25 protein-coding genes are annotated in these 24,983 nt (G+C 45.1%); 10 read left to right on the top strand and 15 right to left on the bottom strand.

Going from position 1 to position 24,983, the window contains the following annotated elements; translation table 11 throughout:
* Nucleotides 1–30: 30 nt before the first annotated feature.
* The 8 genes from KO537_RS04205 to KO537_RS04170 are packed head-to-tail and all read right to left on the bottom strand — an operon-like array spanning nt 31 to nt 8,149.
* Nucleotides 31–1,305 (bottom strand): cyclopropane-fatty-acyl-phospholipid synthase family protein, encoded by a 1,275-nt coding sequence (locus tag KO537_RS04205; RefSeq protein WP_219233927.1) that lies wholly within the window; start codon nt 1,303–1,305, stop codon nt 31–33.
* Between the two features lies 1 nt (nt 1,306).
* Complete coding sequence (locus KO537_RS04200) at nt 1,307–2,101, bottom strand: DUF1365 domain-containing protein (protein WP_219233926.1); 795 nt, start codon at nt 2,099–2,101, stop codon at nt 1,307–1,309.
* Nucleotides 2,098–3,348 carry an FAD-dependent oxidoreductase gene (locus tag KO537_RS04195; RefSeq protein WP_219233925.1) on the bottom strand — a complete coding sequence of 417 codons (1,251 nt, stop codon included), beginning with the start codon at nt 3,346–3,348 and terminating at the stop codon, nt 2,098–2,100. Before KO537_RS04195 ends, KO537_RS04200 begins: the two co-directional genes overlap by 4 nt.
* Nucleotides 3,345–4,145 (bottom strand): SDR family NAD(P)-dependent oxidoreductase, encoded by an 801-nt coding sequence (locus tag KO537_RS04190; protein WP_219233924.1) that lies wholly within the window; start codon nt 4,143–4,145, stop codon nt 3,345–3,347. The genes KO537_RS04195 and KO537_RS04190 overlap by 4 nt, the downstream gene beginning before the upstream one ends.
* Entirely contained in the window at nt 4,145–4,591 is a 447-nt protein-coding gene (locus KO537_RS04185; RefSeq protein ID WP_219233923.1) for a nuclear transport factor 2 family protein, read from the bottom strand. Before KO537_RS04185 ends, KO537_RS04190 begins: the two co-directional genes overlap by 1 nt.
* Before the next feature lie 23 nt (nt 4,592–4,614).
* Nucleotides 4,615–6,117, bottom strand: a complete 1,503-nt coding sequence (gene phrB, locus KO537_RS04180; RefSeq protein WP_219233922.1) for a deoxyribodipyrimidine photo-lyase — start codon at nt 6,115–6,117, stop codon at nt 4,615–4,617.
* Nucleotides 6,104–7,135 carry a MerR family transcriptional regulator gene (locus tag KO537_RS04175; RefSeq protein WP_219233921.1) on the bottom strand — a complete coding sequence of 344 codons (1,032 nt, stop codon included), beginning with the start codon at nt 7,133–7,135 and terminating at the stop codon, nt 6,104–6,106. The genes phrB and KO537_RS04175 overlap by 14 nt, the downstream gene beginning before the upstream one ends.
* Nucleotides 7,136–7,195: 60 nt before the next feature.
* Entirely contained in the window at nt 7,196–8,149 is a 954-nt protein-coding gene (locus KO537_RS04170; protein ID WP_219233920.1) for a DUF523 and DUF1722 domain-containing protein, read from the bottom strand.
* 268 nt (nt 8,150–8,417) lie between these two features.
* Between KO537_RS04170 and KO537_RS04165 the strand changes: the two genes are divergently transcribed.
* Nucleotides 8,418–8,942, top strand: a complete 525-nt coding sequence (locus KO537_RS04165; RefSeq protein WP_219233919.1) for a hypothetical protein — start codon at nt 8,418–8,420, stop codon at nt 8,940–8,942.
* A 153-nt stretch (nt 8,943–9,095) separates the two neighbouring features.
* Here KO537_RS04165 and KO537_RS04160 read toward each other — a convergent pair whose 3' ends face one another.
* From KO537_RS04160 to KO537_RS04150, 3 genes are read right to left on the bottom strand one after another with little or no spacing between them, the layout of a single operon-like run.
* On the bottom strand, nt 9,096–9,380 hold the full coding sequence (locus tag KO537_RS04160; RefSeq protein WP_219233918.1) for a heavy-metal-associated domain-containing protein: 285 nt from the start codon (nt 9,378–9,380) through the stop codon (nt 9,096–9,098).
* Nucleotides 9,377–9,694, bottom strand: a complete 318-nt coding sequence (locus tag KO537_RS04155; protein WP_309247085.1) for a hypothetical protein — start codon at nt 9,692–9,694, stop codon at nt 9,377–9,379. Before KO537_RS04155 ends, KO537_RS04160 begins: the two co-directional genes overlap by 4 nt.
* 16 nt (nt 9,695–9,710) lie before the next feature.
* Nucleotides 9,711–10,853, bottom strand: a complete 1,143-nt coding sequence (locus KO537_RS04150; protein ID WP_219233917.1) for a transglutaminase domain-containing protein — start codon at nt 10,851–10,853, stop codon at nt 9,711–9,713.
* Between the two features lie 691 nt (nt 10,854–11,544).
* On the opposite strand from KO537_RS04150, the gene KO537_RS04145 reads away from it, so the two are divergent.
* From KO537_RS04145 to KO537_RS04135, 3 genes are read left to right on the top strand one after another with little or no spacing between them, the layout of a single operon-like run.
* On the top strand, nt 11,545–12,621 hold the full coding sequence (locus KO537_RS04145) for a porin (RefSeq protein WP_105251848.1): 1,077 nt from the start codon (nt 11,545–11,547) through the stop codon (nt 12,619–12,621).
* A gap of 9 nt (nt 12,622–12,630) precedes the next feature.
* Nucleotides 12,631–13,041, top strand: a complete 411-nt coding sequence (locus KO537_RS04140; RefSeq protein WP_105251847.1) for a phosphate ABC transporter substrate-binding protein — start codon at nt 12,631–12,633, stop codon at nt 13,039–13,041.
* 44 nt (nt 13,042–13,085) lie between these two features.
* Nucleotides 13,086–14,705, top strand: coding sequence for a methyl-accepting chemotaxis protein (locus tag KO537_RS04135; protein ID WP_173497568.1), 1,620 nt, complete (start codon nt 13,086–13,088; stop codon nt 14,703–14,705).
* A gap of 113 nt (nt 14,706–14,818) precedes the next feature.
* On the opposite strand, the gene KO537_RS04130 is transcribed toward KO537_RS04135, so the two are convergent.
* Nucleotides 14,819–16,090 (bottom strand): amino acid permease, encoded by a 1,272-nt coding sequence (locus tag KO537_RS04130; protein ID WP_168823082.1) that lies wholly within the window; start codon nt 16,088–16,090, stop codon nt 14,819–14,821.
* Between the two features lie 256 nt (nt 16,091–16,346).
* Here KO537_RS04130 and KO537_RS04125 point away from each other — a divergent pair, with 256 nt between their 5' ends.
* Genes KO537_RS04125 through KO537_RS04115 form a run of 3 tightly spaced genes read left to right on the top strand, consistent with a single transcriptional unit; the run spans nt 16,347 to nt 18,739 of the window.
* Complete coding sequence (locus KO537_RS04125) at nt 16,347–16,730, top strand: RidA family protein (RefSeq protein WP_173243577.1); 384 nt, start codon at nt 16,347–16,349, stop codon at nt 16,728–16,730.
* Nucleotides 16,731–16,754: 24 nt separating this feature from the next.
* Entirely contained in the window at nt 16,755–18,029 is a 1,275-nt protein-coding gene (locus tag KO537_RS04120; protein WP_219233916.1) for an L-serine ammonia-lyase, iron-sulfur-dependent, subunit alpha, read from the top strand.
* A gap of 50 nt (nt 18,030–18,079) precedes the next feature.
* Complete coding sequence (locus KO537_RS04115) at nt 18,080–18,739, top strand: PAS domain-containing protein (protein WP_028761319.1); 660 nt, start codon at nt 18,080–18,082, stop codon at nt 18,737–18,739.
* Between the two features lie 92 nt (nt 18,740–18,831).
* Here the strand turns inward: KO537_RS04115 and KO537_RS04110 are convergent, their stop codons facing one another.
* Together KO537_RS04110 and KO537_RS04105 are read right to left on the bottom strand one after the other, a co-directional pair.
* Nucleotides 18,832–20,406 (bottom strand): hypothetical protein, encoded by a 1,575-nt coding sequence (locus KO537_RS04110; protein ID WP_219233915.1) that lies wholly within the window; start codon nt 20,404–20,406, stop codon nt 18,832–18,834.
* 244 nt (nt 20,407–20,650) lie between these two features.
* Entirely contained in the window at nt 20,651–21,565 is a 915-nt protein-coding gene (locus KO537_RS04105) for a DUF368 domain-containing protein (protein WP_028761321.1), read from the bottom strand.
* A 224-nt stretch (nt 21,566–21,789) separates the two neighbouring features.
* Here KO537_RS04105 and KO537_RS04100 point away from each other — a divergent pair, with 224 nt between their 5' ends.
* Nucleotides 21,790–22,290, top strand: a complete 501-nt coding sequence (locus tag KO537_RS04100; RefSeq protein ID WP_219233914.1) for a hotdog fold domain-containing protein — start codon at nt 21,790–21,792, stop codon at nt 22,288–22,290.
* Between the two features lie 211 nt (nt 22,291–22,501).
* Here KO537_RS04100 and xapA read toward each other — a convergent pair whose 3' ends face one another.
* Nucleotides 22,502–23,329, bottom strand: coding sequence for a xanthosine phosphorylase (xapA, locus tag KO537_RS04095; RefSeq protein WP_219233913.1), 828 nt, complete (start codon nt 23,327–23,329; stop codon nt 22,502–22,504).
* Between the two features lie 136 nt (nt 23,330–23,465).
* On the opposite strand from xapA, the gene KO537_RS04090 reads away from it, so the two are divergent.
* A complete protein-coding gene (locus KO537_RS04090) occupies nt 23,466–24,383 on the top strand; it encodes a LysR family transcriptional regulator (RefSeq protein ID WP_028761324.1) in 918 nt (305 codons plus the stop codon).
* Between the two features lie 65 nt (nt 24,384–24,448).
* On the top strand, nt 24,449–24,886 hold the full coding sequence (locus tag KO537_RS04085; RefSeq protein ID WP_028761325.1) for a nucleoside deaminase: 438 nt from the start codon (nt 24,449–24,451) through the stop codon (nt 24,884–24,886).
* Nucleotides 24,887–24,983: the final 97 nt, after the last annotated feature.

Raw genomic sequence — 24,983 nt, 5'->3', positions numbered from 1 at the left:
CCACTAAAGTGACTGCTTAATCAAAACAGATTACATCGCATTAGGGCTATGGCTTGGGAGATTATGGCTAGCAATGCGATAGTCCGGACGCACAGCCACTAAATGCACAGTGCTTGTGGTACGTTCTAAAAATCCACCTTCACAATAACTTAGGTAAAATTTCCACATCCGAATAAAATCATCGCCATAACCTAAAGCTTGGATTTCGCCTATCGCATTATCAAAATTCTCATGCCAATGTTTTAAGGTTTTAGCGTAATCGAGCCCCATATCATTGAGCGACCAAACCACCATGTCCGTCTGTTTGGCAATGTGACTGACCATTTGGCTCACTGAGGGTAAGCAGCCACCGGGGAAAATATAACGCTGAATAAAATCCACACTTTTGCGATAACTGTCGTAACGTTGATCGGCAATCGTTATCGCCTGTAGCAGCATGCGCCCATTGGGTTTTAATAATGATTCCAGCTTTTTAAAGAAGCCTGGCAAATACTCATGCCCTACCGCTTCAATCATCTCGATAGAAACAACCCTGTCGTATTCCCCAGTGAGATTGCGATAGTCCTCTGTCAGCAGCGTCACTTTATCGCTTAGCCCTTCGCGTTCGACACGGGCTTTGGTATAGGCATATTGCGCATCTGAAATCGTTGTTGTTGTCACGTGCACGCCATAATGCTTAGCCGCATAAATAGCCAGCGCGCCCCAGCCAGTACCAATCTCAAGCAAGGTTTGACCTGGCTGTAAATCGAGTCGTTCACAAATAGTCATCAGCTTAAACAACTGCGCTTCCTGCAAACTGGCTTCCTCATGGGGATAAAGCGCACTCGAATACAACATTTCACGGTCGAGGAATTGCTCATACATAGCATTACCCAAATCATAGTGGGCGAGAATATTGCGCTTTGAGCCCTCTTGAGAATTGCGATTCAGCACATGCTTCACACGGTTTATCGTGCCAGTTAACCAAGAGAATTTGGCTTCAATCTTATCGAGTAAGGCTAAATTACGGGCAAACAGTTGTACGACTTTGGTGAGATCTGGGCTCGTCCAATGGCCTTGAATATAACCTTCACCCGCGCCAATGGAGCCTGAAAGCATGATTTGACGATAAAAACTCGGGTGTTTAACCACAAGCGTGGCGTATAAATCGGTATGACTCTCACCAAAACGATAACTCTTGTCGCCCTCAACCAAGGTCAAGCAGCCATGTGGGAGACTTTCCAGCGCCTTAAGCAAGACTTTACGCGCAATACTGTCGGGCAGTTTCCCTGTGGTGACTGAGGTTTGCGAAGCCGTATTTTCCATGTTATTTCTCCATCTGAGCTGGATGCGGCACAAAGGGCACACGTTTAAAAAAGAGTTTTAGCGCTTGCCAATAAATCCCGAAGAAGATCTTGAGAGTCATAAAAGGGAAGCGAAACAAAAGCGTCCGTAAATTGGCCGCCGTGATCGGTTGGCGTTTCATCACTAAATTGGCATTAAACAGTTTTTTGCCATTCTCTTGCATCGACTTGTTTTCAATACCGATGTTTAAGTCTTCACTCGGCGCAGACACATGCCAGAGATAACGCATATCGAGAGTCATAAAGGGAGACACGTGAAACACTTTGTCAGAAGGTTTGGGCGCGGCTAAATCGACTAAATAGCAATGGCGCTGATCCCAAGGCGTGTTACTCACCTCGGCCAACATGTATAAAGGCGTTTGATCCTGATAACAAAAGTAGAAATTTACTGGGCTAAAATACACGCCAAAATGGCGGATCTGACCCACAAACAAAACTCGATCGCACAGTTTATCTGCGCCTAACGCAGCCACTTGAGTCAATACGCGACTCTTGAGTGCAGCTGCGCTCGGATCGACAACAGCCACTTCACCGCTGTCATTGGATTTAGTCGTAAAAGAAGTTAAATAGTCTTTAGGATTGAATCTTAATAAAGCGCGATGCTGGCTGGCAAAAACTCGCCCCATGGCACTGATCTTATCGACTTCATCTAAATCAATCGCCAACAGCGCCATGGCATAACTAAAGCTATGTTTAATCGGTGTAAAACGGCTATGGGATACAGTGCCGTAATAAATACCGCTATTGAGCTCTGTCATAGGCTGACACCAAAATGGGCACACACATCAAGTGCACTGCGAACGCCATCTTCATGGAAACCATTGTGCCAATAGGCGCCAGCAAAATGGGTATGATTTTGCCCGGATATTTCCTCACGGCGACCCTGAGCCTTAAGACTGGCTTCGTTAAACACTGGGTGGGCATAATTGAAGCGGCGTATCACTTTCGCCTCATCAATCAACTCTGACTGATTCAAGGTGACACAAAAGGTCGGCGCATTGGCTGGCAACTGTTGCAGTATGTTCATGTTGTAAGTCACTGACGCTGGACGTTTTAGGTTACCATCTAATCGATAGTTCCAACTCGCCCAAGCGGCTTTTCGCTTCGGTAAAATACGCGTATCCATATGCAGCACCACATCGTTATTCTGGTAGCTGAGGTCGCCTAAAATGGCGCGTTCTGTTGGCGTAGGATCGTTTAACATCCGCAGAGCTTGGTCGCTATGACAGGCTAAAATCACCTCATCAAATTCCAACCATTCACCGTGAACTTGTAACTTCACCCCATTGCCATGGCGTTCAATACCTGTCACGGGTGAGTTAAGGCGGATATTGTCTTTAAAGGGCGCAATAAGATCAGGAATATAGCTACGCGAGCCCCCCTTTAGCACATACCACTGAGGTCTATCACTGACATTCAATAAACCATGGTGCTGGAAGAAACGAATAAAAAACTTCAACGAAAACGCGCGCATATCTTCTATGCTCGAAGACCAAATCGCCGCGCCCATGGGCAAAATGTAATGCTCAGCGAAAAATGGTGAGAAGTGTTCATTGTCTAAATAATCACCTAAGTTACCTTCGGGATAAATATCCTGTTGATAGAGTGCCTTACAGCCTTTATTGAAGCGCAAAATTTCTTTTAAAAAGGCCCAAAAGCGTGGATTCAGGAGGTTACGCTTTTGGGCAAACAAACTGCCTAAATTGTGGCCGTTGTATTCAAGCCCAGTCAGAGCATTGTGCACGCTAAAACTCATCTCAGTCGGTAATATGGTGACATTAAGGCGAGCTAATAAACGTTCAAATCGTGGATAGGTTCTGTCATTAAACACGATGAAACCTGTGTCTATAGCGTAGGTTTGCCCTTGATGCTCCACATCGACTGTCGCCGTGTGGCCGCCGATATAGTCATTGGCCTCAAACACTGTGACCTTGTGCGACTCGCTTAATAGATGGCCGCAGGTTAATCCAGAAATGCCGGTGCCGACAATGGCGATATTTTTCATAAACTCTTGTCCTTTAGCGGCTTGGCTTGAGTATCGTTTGCAATCATTTTTTGCCACACAAAGGCAGGTAAAAACGACATCAATTTCAATAGATAAGTAAAGCGTCGCGGAAAATGGATCTCGCGCTTGCCACCTTTAAGCCCATTGCGGATTGCCTTAGAAGCGGTTTGCACACTCACTTGCATTGGCATAGAAAAATCATTTTTTGCGGTCAGTGGCGTCGCCACAAAACCAGGGCAAATCAAGCTCACACCTATGTCATTCTTGGCAAGATCAAGCGAGAGACTCGAAGCTAGATACTGCACGCCAGCTTTAGAGGCGCCGTAGGCTTCAGCGCGAGGGAAAGGTAAGTAAATAGCGCTGGAGCTCATTAAGCCAATACGTGAACCCCTAGGCATTAAAGGTAAAAATGCCCCGAGGCAATATCCCATTGCAATTAGATTGGTATGGATAACGCGCTCAAACAACACATCATCGAAAGCCTTAGCATCATCAATATATTCACAACTGCCCGCATTCAAAATGACCAAATCGAGCTGAGAATCTGTTTTCGCCAATAGCTCAGCTACATTTTGGCCAGCTTGTTGAACTTGGTCGCGCTGGGATATATCGAAGATAAACAACGTAGCACCGACTAGTTCATTCAAGGCTAAAGCCTCTAACCTTTGCTGCGAGCGGCCACAGGCAATGACATGCCAACCTAGGGACAAATAATCCTGCGCCAGTTGCAGCCCAATGCCTGAGCTTGCACCTGTAATCAGCACTGTATTTATTTTCATCGGCTTAACAGCGTCCATTACTTAGCCGCCCTGTCTTTAAGCAAGCGGATAAGCCCGCCCATGCAAGGTAAATGCTCATACAACATTTGCCCTAAGTCGAAGTAATCCCTGTGAAAATAAATCTTGTCGTTAAATTTAAGTTGGCTCATGCCATCAACACGGATAAGTCCGCCTTTATTCAACTTAGGGTGGCAATATTGCATCTGCCAAAACAGCGCGGCTTGATTCGCATCCTGCTGCACTTCTTTGATCTCAAAATGAATATGCTTAACATTCTTATATAACTTCGCGAAGTACTGAGTTAACGCCGCTAGCCCTGTGATTTGATGCATAGGATCGGTAAAACTAATACTGTCGTCGTAAACCCGACCTAACAGATGCAAGTTATCTTTATTTAAAGCTTGATAAAGCTGAATAAAATCATCAACAAGCGTATTAGTCTCAGTCGTCGCTTGGTTTATCATCTTGTTATTGCTCCTGATCCTATTTATTGGGCCGCGGCCTTTTTCAATACGCCTAATACGGTTAATGCCCTTGCTCTTGCTGCACTGTGCTCGACAATCGCACTTGGATAAGCCGTTTTAGTGTTGAATAACGGCTGTTCAAACAAGGACGGTGTCTGCGCTGTACTCGGTTGATGTAATTGCTTAATTCCCCAAGATGCGAGCTCTGGTAAATACTTACGGATAAAGCTGCCATCTGGATCAAATTTTTCACTCTGGCTTATTGGATTAAAAATACGGAAATAAGGCTGAGCATCGCAGCCACAACCCGCAGACCACTGCCAGCCGCCATTATTCGCGGCTAAGTCACCATCAATCAGTTTTTGGCGGAAATAGCGCTCGCCCCAGCGCCAGTCAATCAGCAGATGTTTAGTCAGGAAACTCGCCACCACCATACGCAGCCGATTGTGCATCCAACCCGTTTGATTGAGTTGGCGCATAGCCGCATCCACAATCGGATAGCCAGTACGACCTTCACACCAAGCAGCAAACTCCTGCGGGTTATTACGCCACTGCACATGGTCGGCTTGACGATTGAAATTGTGATTCTTAGATAAATCAGGAAATGCCACCAGCAAATGACGGTAAAACTCACGCCAAGTAAGCTCATTTAACCAAGTACGAGCAGGGCTAGTGTCGTCGACAATCACCTCAGGGAATTGATGCAGCAGCGCGGCAACGCATTGTCTTGGGCTCACCACACCAATGGCCAGATAGGGTGAAATTGAACTAGTGCCATCAATGGCGGGGAAATCCCTATCTTGCTTATAATCCTGCACTTTCAGCTGAATAAATGCGCAGAGCAAACGCTTTGCCTGCCCTTCTCCCGCAGCCCAAAGTTCACTCGAAACTTTAGTGACATTGTTAAACAAAAGCGGCTTTGGCTCGGCCAACACAGGTCCAAGTGGCGCCGGAACAGGAAGCGGCAAAATGGCATGGCGGGCGGCAATTTCTCGCCACTTACGGCTAAAAGGAGTGAAAACCTTGTACATGTCGCCGGACAAATTCAGCACAGTGCCCGGCTTAAGCAAACAATGCTCATCGGTTAACACCAGAGGAATCCCCGATTGAATACAGGCTTGGTCGCGCTGTTGCTCGTTAATCTCAGGCTCGCGACCAGCAAACACTCGACCAATCCCCTGTTGCTGGCAATAGTGACCGATAAACTCAGGTACATCAGCAAAGGTATCTAACTGAATTAACTCGAATCCAATACCAAGACTCGCCAGTCCTTGGGCAAGTAAATTGATATGACGTTCGATAAAATCCAACTGAATGGGCGCAACGTCATGGCGCTGCCACTGAGCTGGCGTAGCAATGTAAATGGCCTTAAGTGCCACGCCATTCTCCCGCGCCCAATCGCAAGCGGCGGTTAATGCCTGATTATCGGCAAGGCGTAAATCTTGGCGAAACCACATCAGTGCATTATTGCCCTGCACTTTTATTGGAATTGAATCTATTGGCATTGAATCGTTAGCTAATGTCATTGTTTTTCTCGCTATTTATCTGCTCGCTTTGATTCACGGTATTCATCTTTCCACTGTGCTTACGACTTCTATTCACCTTCCCCGCTAAACGAGATGGTATTTTCCCAATCAAGTCCGTCGTCGAAGACGCCAAAAAAGCAGATAAAAAGCTTAACGTTGGCGCAAAAGGCCCCATAAACCAGCATGGGAAAGTCATTTGTTCCAATACAGTCAGCATTTCAGTCTGTTCAGAACCCGAATGATTTGAGTCGGGAATAAGCAAAAGTGCATCGACGTTAAGCCTGCCTCGTAGCAAAGGTAAACTGCCCATGGCTTGCTCGCCAAGATCAATAACTGATACCCGCAACGACGCTAACTCGAGCGATAGAAGTAGAGAAAACAAAATGTTAGTGCGGGTGGAATTAAGCGAGGTATGTACCCCACGGGATAGACTCACCAGAGCGATTCTCGCCGTCACGGCCTGTCCATTAAAGGCATGACGTCCACCCACTCGGTTAAGTAACTCGCTCTTTAACCAAGCAATAATCAACTCAGCATCGAGCCGCTCATTCACTAAGTCCTCGAGTTGATTAAGCCAAGGTTGTAGCAACTTTTCTTTCACCAATTGGAAAGGATATAAGCCAAATGCATCATCTAAAATCTGCTGTAATTTGTGCTGATTGAAGTCGAATAATGCCGTATTAAGCGCAGTGACTTGCTCGCACCATAAATCAATGGCTTGAGTTTGAACTATTTCTGTAAACGAAGATTTAGCAGCACTCATCAGCAAAGGTTTAACCTTACTGATCGCAACACCTTTAGCTAGCCATGCATTAATCTCATGGATTTCTTGGATATTTTCACTCGTATATAATCTGTGTCCCTTGGGTGTACGTGCAGGGATCACTAAGCCAAAACGGCGCTGCCATGCCCTTAAGGTCACGGCATTCACGCCCGTTAAGGCCGACACTTCACCGATGGGGAGTAATATCTCACCATTGGGTTCTGTGTGGGCCGTGTTCTCTATAGTTTGTTTCATATTTCAGTAATAACTCACTAAATCAAAAGCTAAAATCAACTGAATGCGATTAGGTAAAGGTTAATAGGCATAGCGCAGCTTTAACGCCTCAGGATGAGGGTTTAAGTACACTTGCTCTTCAATATAAGGTGTTGGAAATTCGCGTAAATAATGGTTAATGAGCGTGATAGGTACTAATAACGGCAATAGACCTTGGCGATATTTCATAATCGCTTCAGACAGTTCTGTCTTTTGCTCTTTGCTCAAATGCTTTTTAAAGTAACCCTGAATATGCTGCAGCGTACTAGTATGATTTTTACGGGTCGCATTAATTTTCAGCGCCGTCATAAAACCTTCAAAGTAGCGGGTCGCGCTTTGCTCAAGATCCTCAATATTGGCCACTATCGGACCAAGCTCGCGATACCATGTCGGGCTGTGTGCCATTAATAGGTATTTATAGCGGGAATGAAACTTCACTAACTTATGCTTAGTCAGCCCTTCATGTTTCATCAGGTGCCAATCGTGATAGGCATAAACGCGGGTGAAAAAGTTCTCCCGCAGCACCATGTCATGCAAGCGGCCTTCTTCTTCCACGGGCAATAGTGGATATCGTTCCATCAACTTGCGAGCAAATACACCAATGCCAGACTTAGAACCATTGTTAGTGCCAATTTTATACTCTGTTACCCGCTCCATGCCGCAGGTTGGCGACTTAGCGCAAAGTAAGTATCCTCCGAGGAAATCGAGCTCTTCAACCTTGTTTTCGCTGTATTCATTGAGCTTATCGGTCACATCTAAGCTACCGTCACCACTCTGAACTAAGATGGTTTCCCCATCACGGACTAGTCGGATACTTTTCCGGGGTGCACCTAAGCCAATCGCCATTTCAGGACAGATAGGCACATAATCGAAAAACTGCTTAATCTCTTGATTACAATAGGTAGAATTTTTATGTCCGCCATCAAAACGAACTTTCTCCCCTAATAAGCAAGCACTGATCCCAATTTGAATTTGCTGCGGGTTAAACTTGTACATAAGTCGACTCCTTGTATCACTATGTCTTTAATTACGGACCATAGTTGTACAAAGATCAAGTTTTTGTATAAATATTTTTTGAAAGTATCGTTTTATTGTGATTCCTCGCCAATCACAAATAAACCTAACTTGGCCTATAGCTTGCTAGGGAAATTGCAAAGTTGTCATCAGATAATATTTAAACGTCAAGCCCGAAACATTAGTTAACCACTCAGTATTTTAAACCGCAGGTGGCCAAGGGACAGTTTCATATATAAAGGAGTCGGATATGAGCACAATTAACCCTAATAGTTATACCAATACCTTTGCGAAAAGTTATGCCAATGTGCCACTCAAGCAAGTCGAGCCGAGCACAAATGGTCTAGGAACTCGTGCAAATTCAATGACGTCAGCGAATCTAACTTCATCAATAAGCCAAGATACTGTAACGCTCTCCTCTGCAGCATCGGTAACGACTGCAGATACCTATAGCCATCTGGCCCCTAACGCCAAACAAGGCTACACGGGTAATGTGCAAGCCATTGCAGGCACGCCTGAACCAGACAAAAGCATCAACAGGTTGGACAAAGCCATGCAGGCTATTTTAGATAACCGTACAGGAGTCGATAGGGATAAAATTGATAAGATAGATGAAGAAATGGCGAAGGTTGCCGCCGATAAAAATTTATCTGAAGAACAAAAAGCCAAGCAACTAGAATTACTTCAAGCGCAAAAATTGGATCTGATTAAAGAATCATCGGAGAAAAATGAAGAGCGGCAACGTCGTATCGAGCCCGAGGTGTATTACAGTTAACGAAGAAATGACCCGCAAAGGAAAAAATAGGCAGTGAAGGAAGTAACAGGTGGGATACAGAGTGTATTTTTTCGGTGAAATATCAGTCTAATCATTTAAAACTAGACTGATATTTTATAATGTCGCTCAGTTAGTTACTAAAGACACCGACGCTTAAAATTGTTTTTCTACCTTATTAATACTGCCCTTATACCCAGTTTCGTCGACGGCCTTAAGCAAACTATCTAGATGAAAATCCTCTGGCACTGTCACTAAAGCTTGCTCCGTTTTTAACGAAGCCTTGGCCTTAATCACCCCATCGGTTTTACGCAGCGCTTCATTCACGACAGTGACACACAGCGGACAAGTCATGCCCTTAACATCTAAGGTGACCAGCACGTTTGCCGCCCAGCTCGACACTGAACACATACTTAAGGCGAGAAATAACACTAACTTCATTCAAGCACCTCTAATAACCAAGGTAATACAAAAGGATATGACTGAAATGCCAGCACAACAGGTACAGTTAACCAGTACAGCCACAGCATCTGAGTACGACTCAACGTCGCGGTACACAGTGGCTTTTTAGCAAAATAGAGCCGCCAAAATCCCATCAGAATCAGCCCAGACGACAGTATCAACATGGGTACTTGCAGCCAGCTAAGTTGCTCAATCCCCGATAGACTTGCGGCCGACACCCCGAACACCAAATAAATAAGCGGAGCAATACAGCAAAGGCTTGAAGCAACCGCAGCAACCACTGCGGCGGCCATAGTCGCTAAGAGGCCCTTAGCGTTGTTCGGTTGACTGGTAGTCATAGGCAAACACTTTAGGCTCATAATAGTTCACGGGATCGCCATCAACTTCGGCATACGGGTAGCCAAAATTATTCAGTGGTGTCTGTTCTGCTGTAGGGAATAAATCAAAGTCACGGCCATAGTTAAAGCCAACCCAGTTCATTTCCCAATTGCCAAAGAGGTAATCATTCACGGCCTGAACTGCGGGATCGCTGTGTTCCTTTTTCTCCGTCAAACGCATTTTTGTCACATCAGCAGGATCGGCTGGCAACCAACCATAACCCGCTAAATAGAACATAGCGCGACAATGTTGACCACCACTGACATCGGCAACCCCTTTGTCATCGGCACTACCAAAGGCCTTTTTAGAGTATTCGCCCATCTTGATCGCCTGACCTAAGCGAATCCCAAACATCTCACGGGCAGGGATCCCCACTGCGCGCATTAGCGCCACAAATACTGAGTTAATATCGGTACACTTACCGCCTAACTTGCCACTTTCGAGGATACTTGCTACATCACCCGTACCACAGCCAATCACGCTATTATCGCGAAACATATTAGCGCTAACCCAAAGATAAATCAGTCGTGCTTGCTTCAGTGGTTCAGTCTCGCTGCCAACGATCTTATCTGCTGTTTGCTTCACAATACCATTAATCGGCATGTGTTTAGTCGGCAGCAAATAACGTTCAACATCTGCAGGATAATGTATCTGCTCTGGGGTGCGGTAATGGGTTAAGGCGCCGCTTTTAACGGGTTCCCAATCTATCGTTTCAATATCAAGCTCAACCGTTATTGTCATGTTCGCTTTGGCATCGGGCCAAGTCGCAAACAGGGTTTTGGCGCCATAACTGTTGTTTGAGCTGATATAGGCGTCTTTAAAACTACCCGTAAAATTCAGCTGACTCACCAATTGGAATTGCGTGTCTTCGGGCAAAGGGATCCACAACTTAACCACACCCTCAGACCCTTCTGGGGCAATAAGATGGTAAGTATTGATTAAGGTAAAACGGCGGCGTCCATCGCTTGAGCTATGTTCAACGACACTCGATTTAGAGGAAGATGCCAGTACTGGCGTGATAAAACCCGCAGTCGACAAAATAGCCGCACTTTTTAAAAAATTGCGTCTTTGCATTAGGACATTCCTTTTATTGGATCATGTTTAGAAAGAAGAGAAACTCAACATAAGAGAGCAAGATTATAAGTGCTATAGCACTGTGCAGCAATCAAGCCGCTAACCATACAGTATAAAACCACGACATCGGAGAAAAAGACTCAGGAAAATATACTACAGCGCTGGCATACTCACGAAATAGAATAAATATCGACGTTGACTTAACAAGCATAATCAATGATAGATTTAGAGCATTTTTATGCAAAAAGCCCAATTTTAGTTTAATAAAAAAGTATCCATTGCGTTATTTTTATAATCTAAAGGCTAAATAATAACCATATTTAGCCTTAGCTAATATTATTAATAAAGATAATTATCTCACCACTTTTCACTCAAGCTTTGAGTCTCTCATTTAGCAAAATCAATAATATTCTTTGGCAAATTTTCGAAACAGTTTTCAGGGAGATCACAGTCTCACTTGAACAGTTTAATGGGTATGGCTGAGTAATCATTCCAAATTTAGAATATTGAACTTACAGTTTTGACTTAAGTTAGCTCGAATTACCTAACGCTTTTTACTCATAAAATATCAAACTTATCTTTCAAAATGAGAGCCAGACCACCATGTTGCAAAAATGTTTAATAAAAGTTTGCGTATGTTTGTGCCTGTTCTAGGCTTAAAAACGAATATACTCACTTAAAGGGCTTTTTTATGAAACATAAGCTTTCATTAGGTCTTTGCTCACTTTTGCTCAGTTCTACCGCTTATGCAGAAGTCAACATTTCAGGTTTTGCCTCAGTTGTTGCTGGTCAAGTTCTCGAAGGATCGGGCGTTGCAGAGTTTGATTTAGGCCCCACCTTTCTCGCCGATTATCCACTCGTTGGCGCCTATGATGAAGATATTAGTTTCAAACCCGATACCTTATTTGGTATTCAATTCTCAGCAGATTTACTCGAAGGTTTATCTGCCACTGCACAGGTTGTTTCCCGCGGGGCTGATGACTTTTCGGCAAGTTTTGAATGGGCTTATCTGTCCTATGAGATCAATGATCATTGGACAGTACAAGGAGGTAAAAAACGCTTACCGCTCTACTATTACAGTGACTTTTTTGATGTTGGATATGCTTATCCTTGGATACGTCCACCCGCAGATAACTACACATGGCAAATATTTAACTACACAGGTGTCAGCGCCTTATATAACTATTTAATTGGCGACTGGACTATGTCTGGACAAGTTTATTACGGTAGCGAAGATAGCGAACCTAATAAGCTTTTATCTGATTTTTTCTTCCTCGAAAAGACCCGAGAAGTATGGAAGGATATAGGCGGTATTGTTGTTCAATTCAACAAAGATTGGTTAGATATTCGCCTCACGCATATGCAATATACTAACGAACGTTATATTGGTGGTATTCAGCAGGAATGGAATGGTAACAACCAACGTACGGGTAAGTTTTATGGCCTATCCGTTAATATAGATTATGAGAATTTCCTTTTTTTATCTGAGCTTAACCGCTTAGATCTCGATGGGAGTAATCTAGATACTTATCTTCTCTCGTTCGGCTATCGTATCGATTCAGTGATGCCTTACATTTCCTATTCGGACTTCAATGATGGTGAAGGCGGTGAAGTTCACCATACAAGTTCTGCAGGTATACGTTGGGATTTCCATCCTTCGGCGGCCTTTAAAATTCAGTATGATGACGTTAAAGATGATGGTGGCCCAGGCATGAAAGTCGCAGGGGATTCGAAATCCATCAGTCTTGGCATTGACTTAGTATTTTAGGAGAGAGAAATGAATAAGTTACTTTGCTTAATCCTACTCAGCTTAGTCTCAATGCCACTATTTGCTGGTGTGGTTGTCATCGTTCATCCCAGTAATGCAGACACTGTCGACCAAAAGGTTATTGAAAATATTTTTCTAGGGAAAACAAAGACCTTTCCTGGTGGAGCGCAGGCCGTGCCGGTCAATCTTGACAGTGCTATGCCATTAAGGGAAACCTTTGATACTAAAGTGCTGGGCAAGTCATCCAGCCAACTTAAGTCATATTGGTCACAAAAAGTATTTACAGGCAAAGGAACGCCACCCAAGGAAGTCACTAGTGGGGCGGAGATGATAAAATTAGTTGCATCGAACCCCAATATTATTGGCTATATTGATAGTAGTGAGGCCAATGATTCGGTAAAAGTTATTGCCGAGTTTTAGATTGGAGTGCCGAGCTCAAGCTCGGCACAACTTGGGGGCAAGGGATGAATTTCTTTAATGATATTTCTATTTTTAAAAAAGTTATCGCGATATTTATTTTAGCAGTCATCATTTTCGCTTTAAACTTAAGCATTAGTGTCATCTCCATAAATAAAAATCGCACCACACTTAATTATATGGAGCAGCAAGTTTACCAAAGAGTTGAACTCGCCAATCAAAACGTGTTTTTTATCCAACGACTCGATGAACTTTATACTCAATCGGTTTCTTTTGCCGACGAAGACCTGTTAACTAATGCAGGTACTATGTATGAATCTTTACGTAAAAACCTACAACAATTAAATAGTGTCGATCCCTCACAAGCCAATAAACTCAGCAATCTATCCGCTAAGTTAACCCGCTATAACGACATGACGATTAAGCTGGCTAAAGGCATGTTGGCGGGTACGATTGATATGGCAAACATTGGCCAGATCAGCCAAGAAAAATCCCAAGCCTATGAAGCTGTACTTAATGAAATACAAGATTACAAACAAAGCAAAGTACTCGAATTTAAACAATCGATAAAAGAAGCTGGCGACAGATCTGCGCAAAGTTTGTGGCTCACCCTCTCCATTGGCATCGCTTTGCTGATTGTGATGTTGATTGTCACTATTGCCATTGCACGCGCTATCAGCTCATCTGCGCGTAATGTCGCCCAGTCACTGAGTGAGCTGGCCGATGGAAAAGGCGATCTTAGTCATCAGCTCAAAGTATCTGGTAGTGATGAACTCGGCCAAGTATCAAGTAACTTCAATCGATTTCTTCGCTTGCTCGGAGATTCTATTCGAAGGGTGGTGAATGTTACCGATCCCTTACTTGATAGCTCGCGCTCACTGAAACAGCGCATGGAAGATGCGACGCATGCCACCCAGCGGCAAAGCCATGATGCCAGCGCAGTACAAGTCTCAATGGAAGACATGCGTCACTCTGTCATCGAAATCTCGCAAAATGCCCGCCAAGCCGCCAGTGCAGCACAGGTCGCGGAGAAAGAAGCGATGCAAGGTATGACAGTCGTTCAGCGTACCATCGATATTTCACAGCAATTAAATACAGGAATTCAGGCGGCTTCTAACTCAATCAACGAGCTCGCCAGAGATACTGAAAATGTCACTTCTATCTTAAATGTGATTACCTCTATTGCCGAGCAAACCAACCTGTTGGCACTTAATGCCGCCATCGAAGCCGCCCGCGCAGGTGAGCAAGGACGAGGCTTTGCCGTAGTCGCTGATGAGGTCCGCGCCCTTGCCTCTAAAACAGCCGATGCAACCACTGAAATTCGCCATGTGTTACAAAACCTTAAAACGGCGGCCATTTCCTCGGTCAATACCATGAATGTGGCGATGTCGAAGTCATCGGAAAATGAAACCAATGCTCAAAATACAGGGAGCGCTCTGAAATCAATTCAACAGCAGATTGTCAGTATCAATAGTATGAATACTCACATCGCCTCGGCAACGGAAGAGCAAGCCTCGGTTGCTTCTCAAGTGGTCGATAACGTCGTCAATATGAACGCTTCATTTGAACAGACATTGCAAATTCTGTCGCAGGTTCGCAATGTTTCTGAGGGATTAGTCGATTTTGCCGATGAACTGAAAAACGCCACATCTCAATTCAAACTTTGACCATAGAGCATTATCGAAATGATTGCTCAACATAGAAAACCGGTATTGAGCTTACACTTAATACCGGTTTTTTAATTCCTTAAAGCTTATCTTTTTGTACCACTTTATCCCTGTTAACTAAACGCTAAGAAGGGGGATACACACAGCAATAAGCCTGTGATAATAATGATATACAGCGACACACCCTTGTACTTATGTAATGCAGGTACTTGGTACACTAAATAAGCGGGTATCAAACAACCGACTAAACCAAAAATTGGACTACAAATCGACGTAAAGCTCAGCACTGGCGCATTCAACACAATCGCGCCCCAAGATAATAGAATGGTAAAAATCATGATGCCGTAACCAACAAGCTTTTTGTTGATACGATCTTCAGGCATATAACGGCGCAGCATGTTCATGGTCAATCCTTGGCAAGCTTCCCTAAAACCGAGATATACGCCAAAGTAAGCCGTCATCACCGCAAAAATATTCAAGGTTAAACTCAGCAATTTCAGTGTTTGTCCCTGCATACCTTGGGCAACCATAGCAAGAGCCGAGATATTTTCTTCCGATGCACGCACGGCCTGATCATGTCCCATTGCTAGGGTGAATGACACGGCATAAAAGAACACCACGACAAACAAGACGCCAAAGGCAATATTCATAGCGCGCATCGCTTTAAAGCGCGCTACCGCAAGGGATTTTTCCCGCGAACGGTATGAAATCACCATAGGGCTTAAACTTTGAATAAACAGAATCGATGTTAGCGTAAAGGGCAGCATAACGACCGCATCTTTTAACCAATCTCCCGTTGCTGGGATAGCGCCGATATTATTGATATCCCATTTATCCACCATCAATAACCCTAGCACGGCGACAACGCCCAACTTGGTCAGTACCATAAAAGTAGAGATCTTAAACAAAAGATTCTCACCGCGGGAGGCTAAAGCAACAAGACCGCAGATCAAGGCTAAACCATAGAAAGGATTTTCTGACAATAACGCTTTGGTGATCCCAAAACTTTGCAAAAATGAAGCACTGTCGTTTGTAATGGCCGTTGAATAAACAAACACCCAAATGACCAACATGATGAAATACAAACCACCCAACAACATACCCCAGTTTTTACCTAAGTAACCCGAAATCACACTCGGGTAATCCTTACATTCTGGAGATTCCGCTAAGGTATTGATAAACAACCGTTGGAACATATACATGGCAGGATAGCCAATAATGCCAGACAGTAAGAAAACCCATAACCCCATCAAACCGACCTGCACAGGCAAGAATACGATCCCCGCGCCAATCGCCATTCCGATACTCATGATAATCCAGCCCCAATCCGTACTATCGAAGCGGGTATCTGCTTTCCACTGTGCAGCAGTAATTGTTGCATCCATCATTTCACCTTTACCTATTTGGTATTATTTTGTGCAAATATATTTGAACAAAACAAACTCAGCAATCAAAATACTCAACTTTTGTTGAACAAAGAGTTAAAGCTCACAACTTGACTGAAAACGAGATAAATAGCGCACAAACCGCAGTTACAAATGAAACTCATTAAAAAATAATTGCAATAAAACATAAAAATACAAATAATGTTGCACATACGCCGACCTAGGCATTCAATTTTATTTGCAAGTTGGAGAGACAATGAAAACCATTATTCACGCAGAACGTGCTCCCGCGGCCATTGGCCCTTATTCCCATGGCACAGCCTATGGCAACCTCATTTTTACCTCTGGCCAACTCCCTGTTTGTAAAAAGAAAGGCAGCGTAGTTGACGGTGGGATTACTGAGCAATCGATTCAATCATTAGAGAATCTCAAATACGTGCTCGAAGCAGGTGGTGGCAGCTTAGAAACGATTCTTAAAACCACTTGTTATCTTGCAGAGATCAGTGACTTTGCCGCCTTTAACGAAGTGTATAAAACCTATTTTAAAACCGACTGCCCAGCTCGTAGCTGTTTTGCGGTGAAGGACCTTCCGCTGGGCGTTAAAGTAGAAGTTGAAGCGATAGCACACGTTAAAATCTAAGCATTAACATAAGGTTGTAAGCTCATGAAACCCCAATGGCAGCAGTATATTCAAATCATTAAACAAGTGGTTAAGCCCGCATTAGGCTGCACAGAGCCCATCGCCGCCGCTTACGCCGCCGCCGTCGCCCGCGCCTTGCTGGGTGTTGAACCCGATTCAATTGCAGTACAAGTGTCTGACAATCTTTATAAAAACTCTATGGGCGTGTTTGTGCCTGGCACAGGCAAAATCGGTCTGGCAATTGCCGCTGCAGCAGGCGCCATTGCGGGTAATCCGGATGCGGGCTTAGAAGTATTGGCCGTGATCACGCCAGAACAAGTCGCTAGAGCACAGGCCCTTATCGATGCGGGCAAGGTGACGGTTGAGCGCACCGAAACAGCAGAATTTATCTATTGTTGTGTCATCGCGAAAAAAGGCGACCGCGAAGCCCTAGTGAAAATCTGCGGCGGCCATACACTGATCGCCGAGAAGCGCCTCAACGGCGAATCCGTCTTCAGTGTCGATAGCACGCAAGCTAAAGCCACTGGTTCCATCTGTGAAGGCGTGGATATCACTATCGAGTCTATTTATCGCTTCGCCGAAGAAGTCCCCTTCAAAGAGATCAAATTCATTCTCGAAGCCTCTGAGCTAAACGGCAAATTATCCGATGAAGGCATGGCGAATCCCTATGGGCTTGAAGTCGGCCGCACCATGAAAAGCGGCATAGCCGCCGGCATTATTGGTGAAGACTTACTGAACAAAATTGTCATGTTAACTGCTGCAGCATCCGATGCTCGCATGGGCGGAGCGAACTTGCCCGCCATGAGCAATCTTGGTAGTGGTAATCAAGGCATAGCGGCAACTATCCCTGTGGTATTGACGGCACAATGCTATAAGGTTTCAGAAGAAAAACTCGCCCGCGCCTTAATTATGAGCCATCTAGGGGCGATTTATATCAAGTCCCATTACCCACCACTGTCGGCATTTTGTGGCAATACCGTCACCAGCGCAGCCGCTTCTATGGCCATGGTGTATTTAGCTGGTGGCTCGTTCGAACAATCCTGTTTCGCGATTCAAAACGTGATCAGCGACAGCTCTGGCATGGTATGTGACGGCGCTAAAGCGTCCTGCGCCATGAAGGTTAGCACTTCATCCAGTGCGGCCGTGCGCTCATTTTTGATGGCGCTCAGTAGTCACAATGTCTCAGGCCAAGGTATTATTGCTACCGATGTAGAGAAAACCATTAAAAACATTGGCAAAATGATCCTCAATGGCATGTCATCCACAGATGTCACTATTATCGATATTATGTCGGCATGATGATTTTAACCCGCTGAATATTTGCGGGTTAATAACTAAAGGTTGAAATTGTGAAACTGCAAGATTTAACGCAAAGTGATCTGGATATTCTGAAATCCATCGAAAATATCGTCGATGGCATCGCTGCCATGTATGGTCAACACACAGAAGTGGTATTGCACAGCCTAGATGCGAAACATCCGTCTGTGGTCAAAATTGCCAATGGCCATGTCACAGGCCGTGAAGTGGGTGCTCCAATAACCAACCTTGCCTTGCTCAAGCTCAAAACCGGTCAGGATATTTCCAACTCTTACCTGACTAAATGTGCTAATGGTAAGACGCTAAGATCAATTACGACGGTGATCCGTAACAGTAAAAATCAACCCATAGGGTTACTGTGTATTAACAGCGACATGGATGCACCACTGCAATCAGTACTGCGCACTATGATGCCAGAGCAACTCCTTAGCAGCGAACTTACCAGCTCGCCCGAAGTGTTTGCCCGCAATATTGATGAAGCGCTCCATAGCACTATCGACAGTGTGAACCATGAGGTTCGCGCGAATCCCGCGATTTCAACTTCACAAAAGAGTCGCGAAATCGTCAATCAACTCCACGAGTTAGGGATTTTCGAACTCAAGGACAGTGCTCAAGTAGCAGCAACTCGATTGGGGATTTCGGTGCATTCGATTTATCGCTATCTGCGGGAAATCAAAGCCAATCAAGCTTAAAGCAAGAAAAAACTCGCCTAAATAGAAAGGGCTAAGGTGTAAATAACCTTAGCCCTTTGGTTTTATTATTTTTGCACTTGTGATTGCGCTTGTTATTGCGCAGCTTGTCCGCTAAAGCCCATCATATTCCATGCCTGCACTGTGCCATCGGCCATTAAGGCAATGGCATCGAGCAAATTGCTGCGAATGTCGCGCATTTGGCTCAAATCAACGGCTTGTTTATCTAATGTTAACGCAGCCTCGCCTCCCATCCACACCGCAATCGAACCATCTTGGCGTTTAACCGTAAACCCTAAGCCTGTCGGGAAAATATCCGTTGCTTGGGTGATTTCAGTTTTGGGTCCAGAGTGGCCATCAACCACAGTGCCATCCTGTTTTAAAAAGGCAAACTCCCGCTCATAGGTCACCACTTTACTCACCTGAGTGACTTCTTGATAACGTGGTTGCTTGTCTACCAAGTCCCAACCTTCCCAAGCAATGGCCGTATTATCCCTGCGTAGCGCGACAAACCCCTCCTCAAAGGGATAAACCTTGTGCACTTTTTGCAACTTATCCTGTAGGACTGATGTATCGGCACCATTGAATTTACTGCCCCATACGTGCAGTTGACGACTGATGGTTAAGGCGGCAAACGCGCCACGATTTGCATAAATATCAATCACTTTATTGGCGCGTTTTGTAGTAGATAAACGCGCTGGAAACGCGACATGATGCTCAGTCAATTCGCCCTCACCCCAGGTATATACGCTGCCATCCGCCAGCAGCGCCGCAAACCCATGATCCGTGTTGACAACTTTCACGGCAGGCGCTAATTGGCTGAGTTTTGCCAGTTGTTCGCGGCCTTTTTGATCATCGCTGCCACCGCCCCAAGACACTAATTTCCCTGTCGCAGTCCTCGCGGTAAAAGCATTATTGTTGGCATAGAGCAGATCGACATGGTTAAGCTCAGAGGCCACGTGGCGACTATCGCCACCATAAGCGGCATCGCCCCAAGTCACTACTGCTCCCCCCAGCTTTAAGGCAGCAAAGGCACCTTTATTAATCAACACAAAATCAATATTGGTCATCGCAGGCGCAGCATATTGACCCGAGAGCAGTTCGGCTGGTGTTGAATCCAGATTAGACCAACTGACTACACTACCATCTTGTTTGATGGCCGCATAAAGCCCTTCTGCCAACACAAAAGAACGAACGCCTGTCAGCACTTGCTTCATCCCCATCCCCCAAGGGATAAGTTTGTCATCACGGGTTAAGGCCGCAAAACCACAGGTATTCTCCGCCGCGTATAACTCTTTTACATTGACCAGAGGCTCTGCGGCATTATTGATATCGCCACCACATTCAGCATCGCCCCATGCCACCACAGTACCGTCTTGCTTGAGTGCCGCAAATGCACTGAGATTACTGTAGATTTGACTCACTTGGGCTAACTGGGCAGGCATAGGGATTTTGGTAGAATCGTCGACCACCTCAAGATTGCTCGGGATGGACGTTAATGAATTATTCGCGGTGGATGGTGATCTGTGAGCCAAGATCGTGTCAGAAATTTGCTGTTTTAATTCGGGCGATATATCAGAATCCTGTTTATCTATGAGTAAGTTAACCACATGACCCAAAGCAAAAATCGCCAGCGCTACACCGCCCCACGAGACCTGTTTTTTATCCACAAGTATATCCTTATCGTAACTGCAAACTCTCACTGAGTTTAAACTGGAACATAACGTCGACTGTCGACTGAGTACGCTAAATGTGAACTGTGATTGTAACCAAAACAGGGCTAAAATGACATTGCCCTAAAGTCGAAATAAAGTCGAAAGCTGGCCTGATTCAAGTAAGATAAGCATATGAGCAAAAAATAAAAGCAGCGTATCTCGCTGCTTTTATTGGATATGATGTTGAGGTAACAAAGGGCTAATCTCTTTTGCCCACTTTCTCTAACCCCCAAACCAGTGCAATCGCCGCTAACATACACACAATGGCTAACATCAGTTGTGAAGGCTGACCCGTTACTTGCTCAAAATTAAGCGGGGAAATATTTTGCTCCAGCAAAGGTACTTGTTCGCCGTGGGAGTTGGTCCGCCAAGTTAAGATTTCTTTCCATGGCCAAATTTTACCTAAGGTACCTAACATTAATCCGGTTAGAAACACGATAGTGGCATCATGGTATTTACGCAGCAGCGCCGACAATAAATGGCTGAACGTCAGTAATCCCATCACGGCACCAGCAGCAAAACAGGCCAAAATATCCAGCTGAATATTTTTAGCAGCAGCGAGGACCACAGGATATAAGCCTAACAATAATAAGATGAAACTGCCTGAAATTCCCGGCAATACCATAGCGCAAATCGCAATCGCGCCGCCGAAAAAGATATTCATGTAACTGGCTTCTACCGCGACCGGATTCAGCACAGTAATCGCCCATGCAGCCAGCACACCAAGCGCAAATAACCCTAAACGTGCTACAGTGAAACCACTCACTTGCTTAAGCATATGCACGACAGAGATAAGAATAAGCCCAAAAAAGAACGACCAGATCGGGATGGGATGTACCGCCAACAACCAAGAAATCAGCTTCGCAAAGGTAAAAATACTGGTCAGGATCCCCGCCAGCAGACTCACTAAAAAGCCACCATTAATATGGGCAAATGCCCCTTTTATGCCCTGCGACTTGATTACGCCCCAAAGGGAAGGATTAATGCGTTTTACACTATCGAGCAAAGTATCGAGAATACCGGTAATAAACGCTATGGTGCCGCCCGAAACGCCAGGCACAACATCAGCAGCGCCCATGGCCATTCCCTTAAAATACGTCAGCAAATATTTCACTGTGAGTCCTTGTAGTTAAATCAACATACCATTGCCGCTACACGACAAATTGGCCGCAATTATACGGTGTTACACTTAAAACCGCGAAATGAAGTTTACTTAATTAAGCCGACTGGTATTTGTTGTTATCCTAATGTTACACTCATCCGACCAGAGCAACCCAAGCTCAACTTGGAACAGGCTCAAAATAACAACACCCCTTTGCACCATTATTAAGGATAACCATGAGCCAGACAGACTCTTCTAGCACTGCAGAACAAAAACCTAATAAAGTGCTCGCGCTCTACCATAAGACTCGCCGTTATCCCTTCGGCCAAAAACTGTTTTCAATCATAGTTTCACGCATGGCGCCCTATTTCGGCACCATCAAACCACTGATCACTGAATTACGCCTTAATCATTGCGCCTGTTTAATTAAAAAACGCCATGCCGTTCATAATCATATAAAAACTGTGCATGTGATTGCGATTTGTAATGGTCTAGAAATGGCCATGGGCGTGATGGCCGAAGCCTCTATTCCAAAACATTTACGTTGGATACCTAAGGGCATGAGTTTGGATTATACGGCTAAAGCAGGCAGCGATATTTTATGTGTCGCCGAAGTGACCCCAGAGCAATGGACTCCCGGCGATATGCTGGTCCCCGTCACCGCCTACGACACCCAAGGAGTGGTTGTGGTGAAAGGACATATCAAATTGTGGATTTCAGAAAAACCGCAAAAATAAACGCTTTGAATCAAGACTTACACTTAATGTCAGCATTTAAAAAGGGAGCTTTGCTCCCTTTACTTTTTAACCTTCAGCCGTATTTCGCAAAAACATTCGGTGAACTGAATTGCGCGGCGCCTTGCTCGCTCACGTTTAAGTACGAACTGTTAGATACGAGCTTTTAAAATCCCAGCCCTATCGCAATATAGCTGCACCGTTATGCAAAATATTAAGCGAAATGGCTTGCGGTAAATTGCTCAATTAAACGGATAAAGTCGGCTTCAGCAAGCTTGGCACACTTTAAGGTTTGTTCATGGGATAACTGCACGTCCCCCAATCCTTCTGCCATATTGGTAATAGCGCACACAGCCAACACGGGCAAACCACAATGCGCCGCCGAAATCACCTCTGGCACCACGGACATTCCCACTACATCGCCACCGATAATTTGCATCATGCGGATTTCAGCCGCGGTTTCAAAACACGGGCCAGAGTAAGACACAAAGACCCCTTGATTCACTTCAATGCCTGCGGCTTTTGCGACACTTAAGGCTTCTACTCTCAGATCTTTATCATAAGCATTGGCTAGGCTAAAAAAGCGTGGGCCGTAGTTATCATCATTTGCGCCCGTCATGGGCGTACCCGGCATAGTATTGATGTGATCGCTGAAAATCACTAATGATCCCACGCCGATCCGCTCTGGCCGTAATGACCCCGCAGCGTTAGTCACGAGTAACAATTCACACCCTAAACGTTTGAAAGTACGCACAGGCGTCGTCATCACCTTCATGCTTTGATGCTCGTAAAAATGCCCGCGGCCTTTCATGCACACTATATCGATGCCATGTAAGCTGCCGAGCACAAGCTCTCCCGAGTGGCCGACGACGGTACTCACAGGAAAATCGTCTAACTCTTCATAGGGGATTACCACTTTATTATCTAAATTATCGGCAAACGCGCCAAGCCCTGAGCCCAAAATCATAGCAGCACGGGGTGAGAAATTCGGTTTACGGGCTCGAATCGTCGCAAGGGCATTAATAACGGGATCATGGCTCATACAAGGTACCTCATAGCAAGGGAATGAAAGAGTAAGCGACCCTCAGTATAAGCGGGCTTAGGGTTGCAAATAATCGCGATTAATCGCACTATTGTGCTGATAAAAATGACAATAACTAGAAAATGGTGAGCCTAAGATGAGCAAGATAAACGCACCTGAACTCGTCACCTTGAAGATGCTGCGGTATTTCCATCGAGTGGCTGAAGTGAAAAACTTTACCGCTGCCGCCGAGCAACTGCATTTATCGAAATCTCCGCTGAGCGCACAAATCAAAGAGTTAGAATCGCTCCTTGGCGTTGAGCTGTTCACCCGCAGCACTCGTCAGGTCGAACTCACGCCCTATGGCCAATTGTTAAGAGAGAAGTGCGAACAAATATTCGAGCTGGTGAATACCTCATTGGAACAAGTGGCTCAGCTTGGGCGACTCGATAGAAACCATATTCGGATTGGCATCATGAGCTCGCTGTTTTGGATGGGATTTGGTGACATACTGAAAAGCTTTCGCAAGCAATGCCCTGATAATGAGCTGATATTTCAAGAATTATCACCTGAAACTCAAAAAGTCGCCTTAGCACATCAAGAAATCGATTTTGGCCTAGTGCGCTACGCCGACACCTTAAATTTGCCGCACCTTCTCGCCGAAACCATCACCAGCGAACCTATGGTATTAGCACTGGCAAGTAAGCATCCCTTAGCCAGACGTAAAAGCATCGACTTGAGTGAACTCAAAGATGAGCCTTTTACCTTACTCAGCCGTGCCAATTCTGCCTCTAGCGATTTAATTATCGCCAGCTGTCAGGCCGCAGAATTTATGCCGCAATTAGTACAGGAAATGGTCGAGCCCAATAGCTTGATGGCTATCATCGCTGGCGATAACAGGGTATCCATAGTGCCGCAAAGTTATGCTTCACAACCTTGGCCTAGGGTAAAGTTTATTAAGTTAAAACAAACCATCTCCGCTGATATCTGCCTGATTTATCGGCCAGAAATGGCTTCGCTGCCAATTCTCGATAGCCTGAGGGACTTATTGAAGCAACAAATCAAAACCATTTAGATTGTCTCCCAAACGAGTGCTATGCTGAGTTCAATACTCAGGGTTCATATTTTAAGGATATCAAGATGGATGAATTTTTAGCGGCAGCCATTGAAGAAGCTAAGCAAGGACTCGCCGAGGGCGGCATCCCCATTGGTTCGGTATTAGTGATCGATGGCAAAATCGTCGGGCGCGGCCACAATAAACGGGTACAAAAAGGCAGTTCAGTACTGCATGCCGAAATGGATTGTCTCGAAAATGCCGGCCGATTTAGCGCCGCCGAGTACCAAAGGGCGACCTTGTATTCCACCCTATCGCCCTGCGATATGTGCAGCGGCGCAGTATTACTTTATGGCATACCAAAAGTCATCGTCGGTGAAAACGCTACCTTCCAAGGGCCTGAAGCCTATGTAAAATCCCGCGGTGTGGATGTCACTGTGGTCGATAATGCCGAGTGCAAACAATTGATGCAGGACTTTATCGCCAGTAATCCAACACTCTGGAACGAAGATATCGGCGAGTAATGGTTCGACAGTCTTCTCAATCCGTTTCTGCATTTTTGTATTTCACTTTTTACGTTGGCGCTAGTTCACTTTCTACCTTTCCTGTATTTTACTTTTT

It is taken from the genome of Shewanella sp. NKUCC01_JLK (assembly GCF_019345615.1).
Classification (GTDB): Bacteria; Pseudomonadota; Gammaproteobacteria; order Enterobacterales; family Shewanellaceae; genus Shewanella; species Shewanella oncorhynchi.
The sequence above is the reverse complement of the archived record's forward strand: the minus strand, read 5'-3'. Positions and strand labels throughout refer to the sequence as shown.

Excerpts from the sequence above, each read along its gene's own strand:
- KO537_RS04195 (WP_219233925.1), bottom strand. The coding sequence starts at position 3,348 with ATGAAAAATATCGCCATTGTCGGCACCGGCATTTCTGGATTAACCTGC.
- KO537_RS04135 (WP_173497568.1), top strand. The coding sequence starts at position 13,086 with ATGAATTTCTTTAATGATATTTCTATTTTTAAAAAAGTTATCGCGATA.
- KO537_RS04160 (WP_219233918.1), bottom strand. The coding sequence starts at position 9,380 with ATGAAGTTAGTGTTATTTCTCGCCTTAAGTATGTGTTCAGTGTCGAGC.
- phrB (WP_219233922.1), bottom strand. The coding sequence starts at position 6,117 with ATGACATTAGCTAACGATTCAATGCCAATAGATTCAATTCCAATAAAA.
- KO537_RS04190 (WP_219233924.1), bottom strand. The coding sequence starts at position 4,145 with ATGGACGCTGTTAAGCCGATGAAAATAAATACAGTGCTGATTACAGGT.
- KO537_RS04175 (WP_219233921.1), bottom strand. The coding sequence starts at position 7,135 with ATGAAACAAACTATAGAGAACACGGCCCACACAGAACCCAATGGTGAG.
- KO537_RS04145 (WP_105251848.1), top strand. The coding sequence starts at position 11,545 with ATGAAACATAAGCTTTCATTAGGTCTTTGCTCACTTTTGCTCAGTTCT.
- KO537_RS04155 (WP_309247085.1), bottom strand. The coding sequence starts at position 9,694 with ATGGCCGCCGCAGTGGTTGCTGCGGTTGCTTCAAGCCTTTGCTGTATT.
- xapA (WP_219233913.1), bottom strand. The coding sequence starts at position 23,329 with ATGAGCCATGATCCCGTTATTAATGCCCTTGCGACGATTCGAGCCCGT.
- KO537_RS04125 (WP_173243577.1), top strand. The coding sequence starts at position 16,347 with ATGAAAACCATTATTCACGCAGAACGTGCTCCCGCGGCCATTGGCCCT.
- KO537_RS04100 (WP_219233914.1), top strand. The coding sequence starts at position 21,790 with ATGAGCCAGACAGACTCTTCTAGCACTGCAGAACAAAAACCTAATAAA.
- KO537_RS04150 (WP_219233917.1), bottom strand. The coding sequence starts at position 10,853 with ATGCAAAGACGCAATTTTTTAAAAAGTGCGGCTATTTTGTCGACTGCG.
- KO537_RS04090 (WP_028761324.1), top strand. The coding sequence starts at position 23,466 with ATGAGCAAGATAAACGCACCTGAACTCGTCACCTTGAAGATGCTGCGG.
- KO537_RS04165 (WP_219233919.1), top strand. The coding sequence starts at position 8,418 with ATGAGCACAATTAACCCTAATAGTTATACCAATACCTTTGCGAAAAGT.
- KO537_RS04185 (WP_219233923.1), bottom strand. The coding sequence starts at position 4,591 with ATGATAAACCAAGCGACGACTGAGACTAATACGCTTGTTGATGATTTT.
- KO537_RS04130 (WP_168823082.1), bottom strand. The coding sequence starts at position 16,090 with ATGGATGCAACAATTACTGCTGCACAGTGGAAAGCAGATACCCGCTTC.
- KO537_RS04140 (WP_105251847.1), top strand. The coding sequence starts at position 12,631 with ATGAATAAGTTACTTTGCTTAATCCTACTCAGCTTAGTCTCAATGCCA.
- KO537_RS04120 (WP_219233916.1), top strand. The coding sequence starts at position 16,755 with ATGAAACCCCAATGGCAGCAGTATATTCAAATCATTAAACAAGTGGTT.
- KO537_RS04205 (WP_219233927.1), bottom strand. The coding sequence starts at position 1,305 with ATGGAAAATACGGCTTCGCAAACCTCAGTCACCACAGGGAAACTGCCC.
- KO537_RS04085 (WP_028761325.1), top strand. The coding sequence starts at position 24,449 with ATGGATGAATTTTTAGCGGCAGCCATTGAAGAAGCTAAGCAAGGACTC.
- KO537_RS04170 (WP_219233920.1), bottom strand. The coding sequence starts at position 8,149 with ATGTACAAGTTTAACCCGCAGCAAATTCAAATTGGGATCAGTGCTTGC.
- KO537_RS04200 (WP_219233926.1), bottom strand. The coding sequence starts at position 2,101 with ATGACAGAGCTCAATAGCGGTATTTATTACGGCACTGTATCCCATAGC.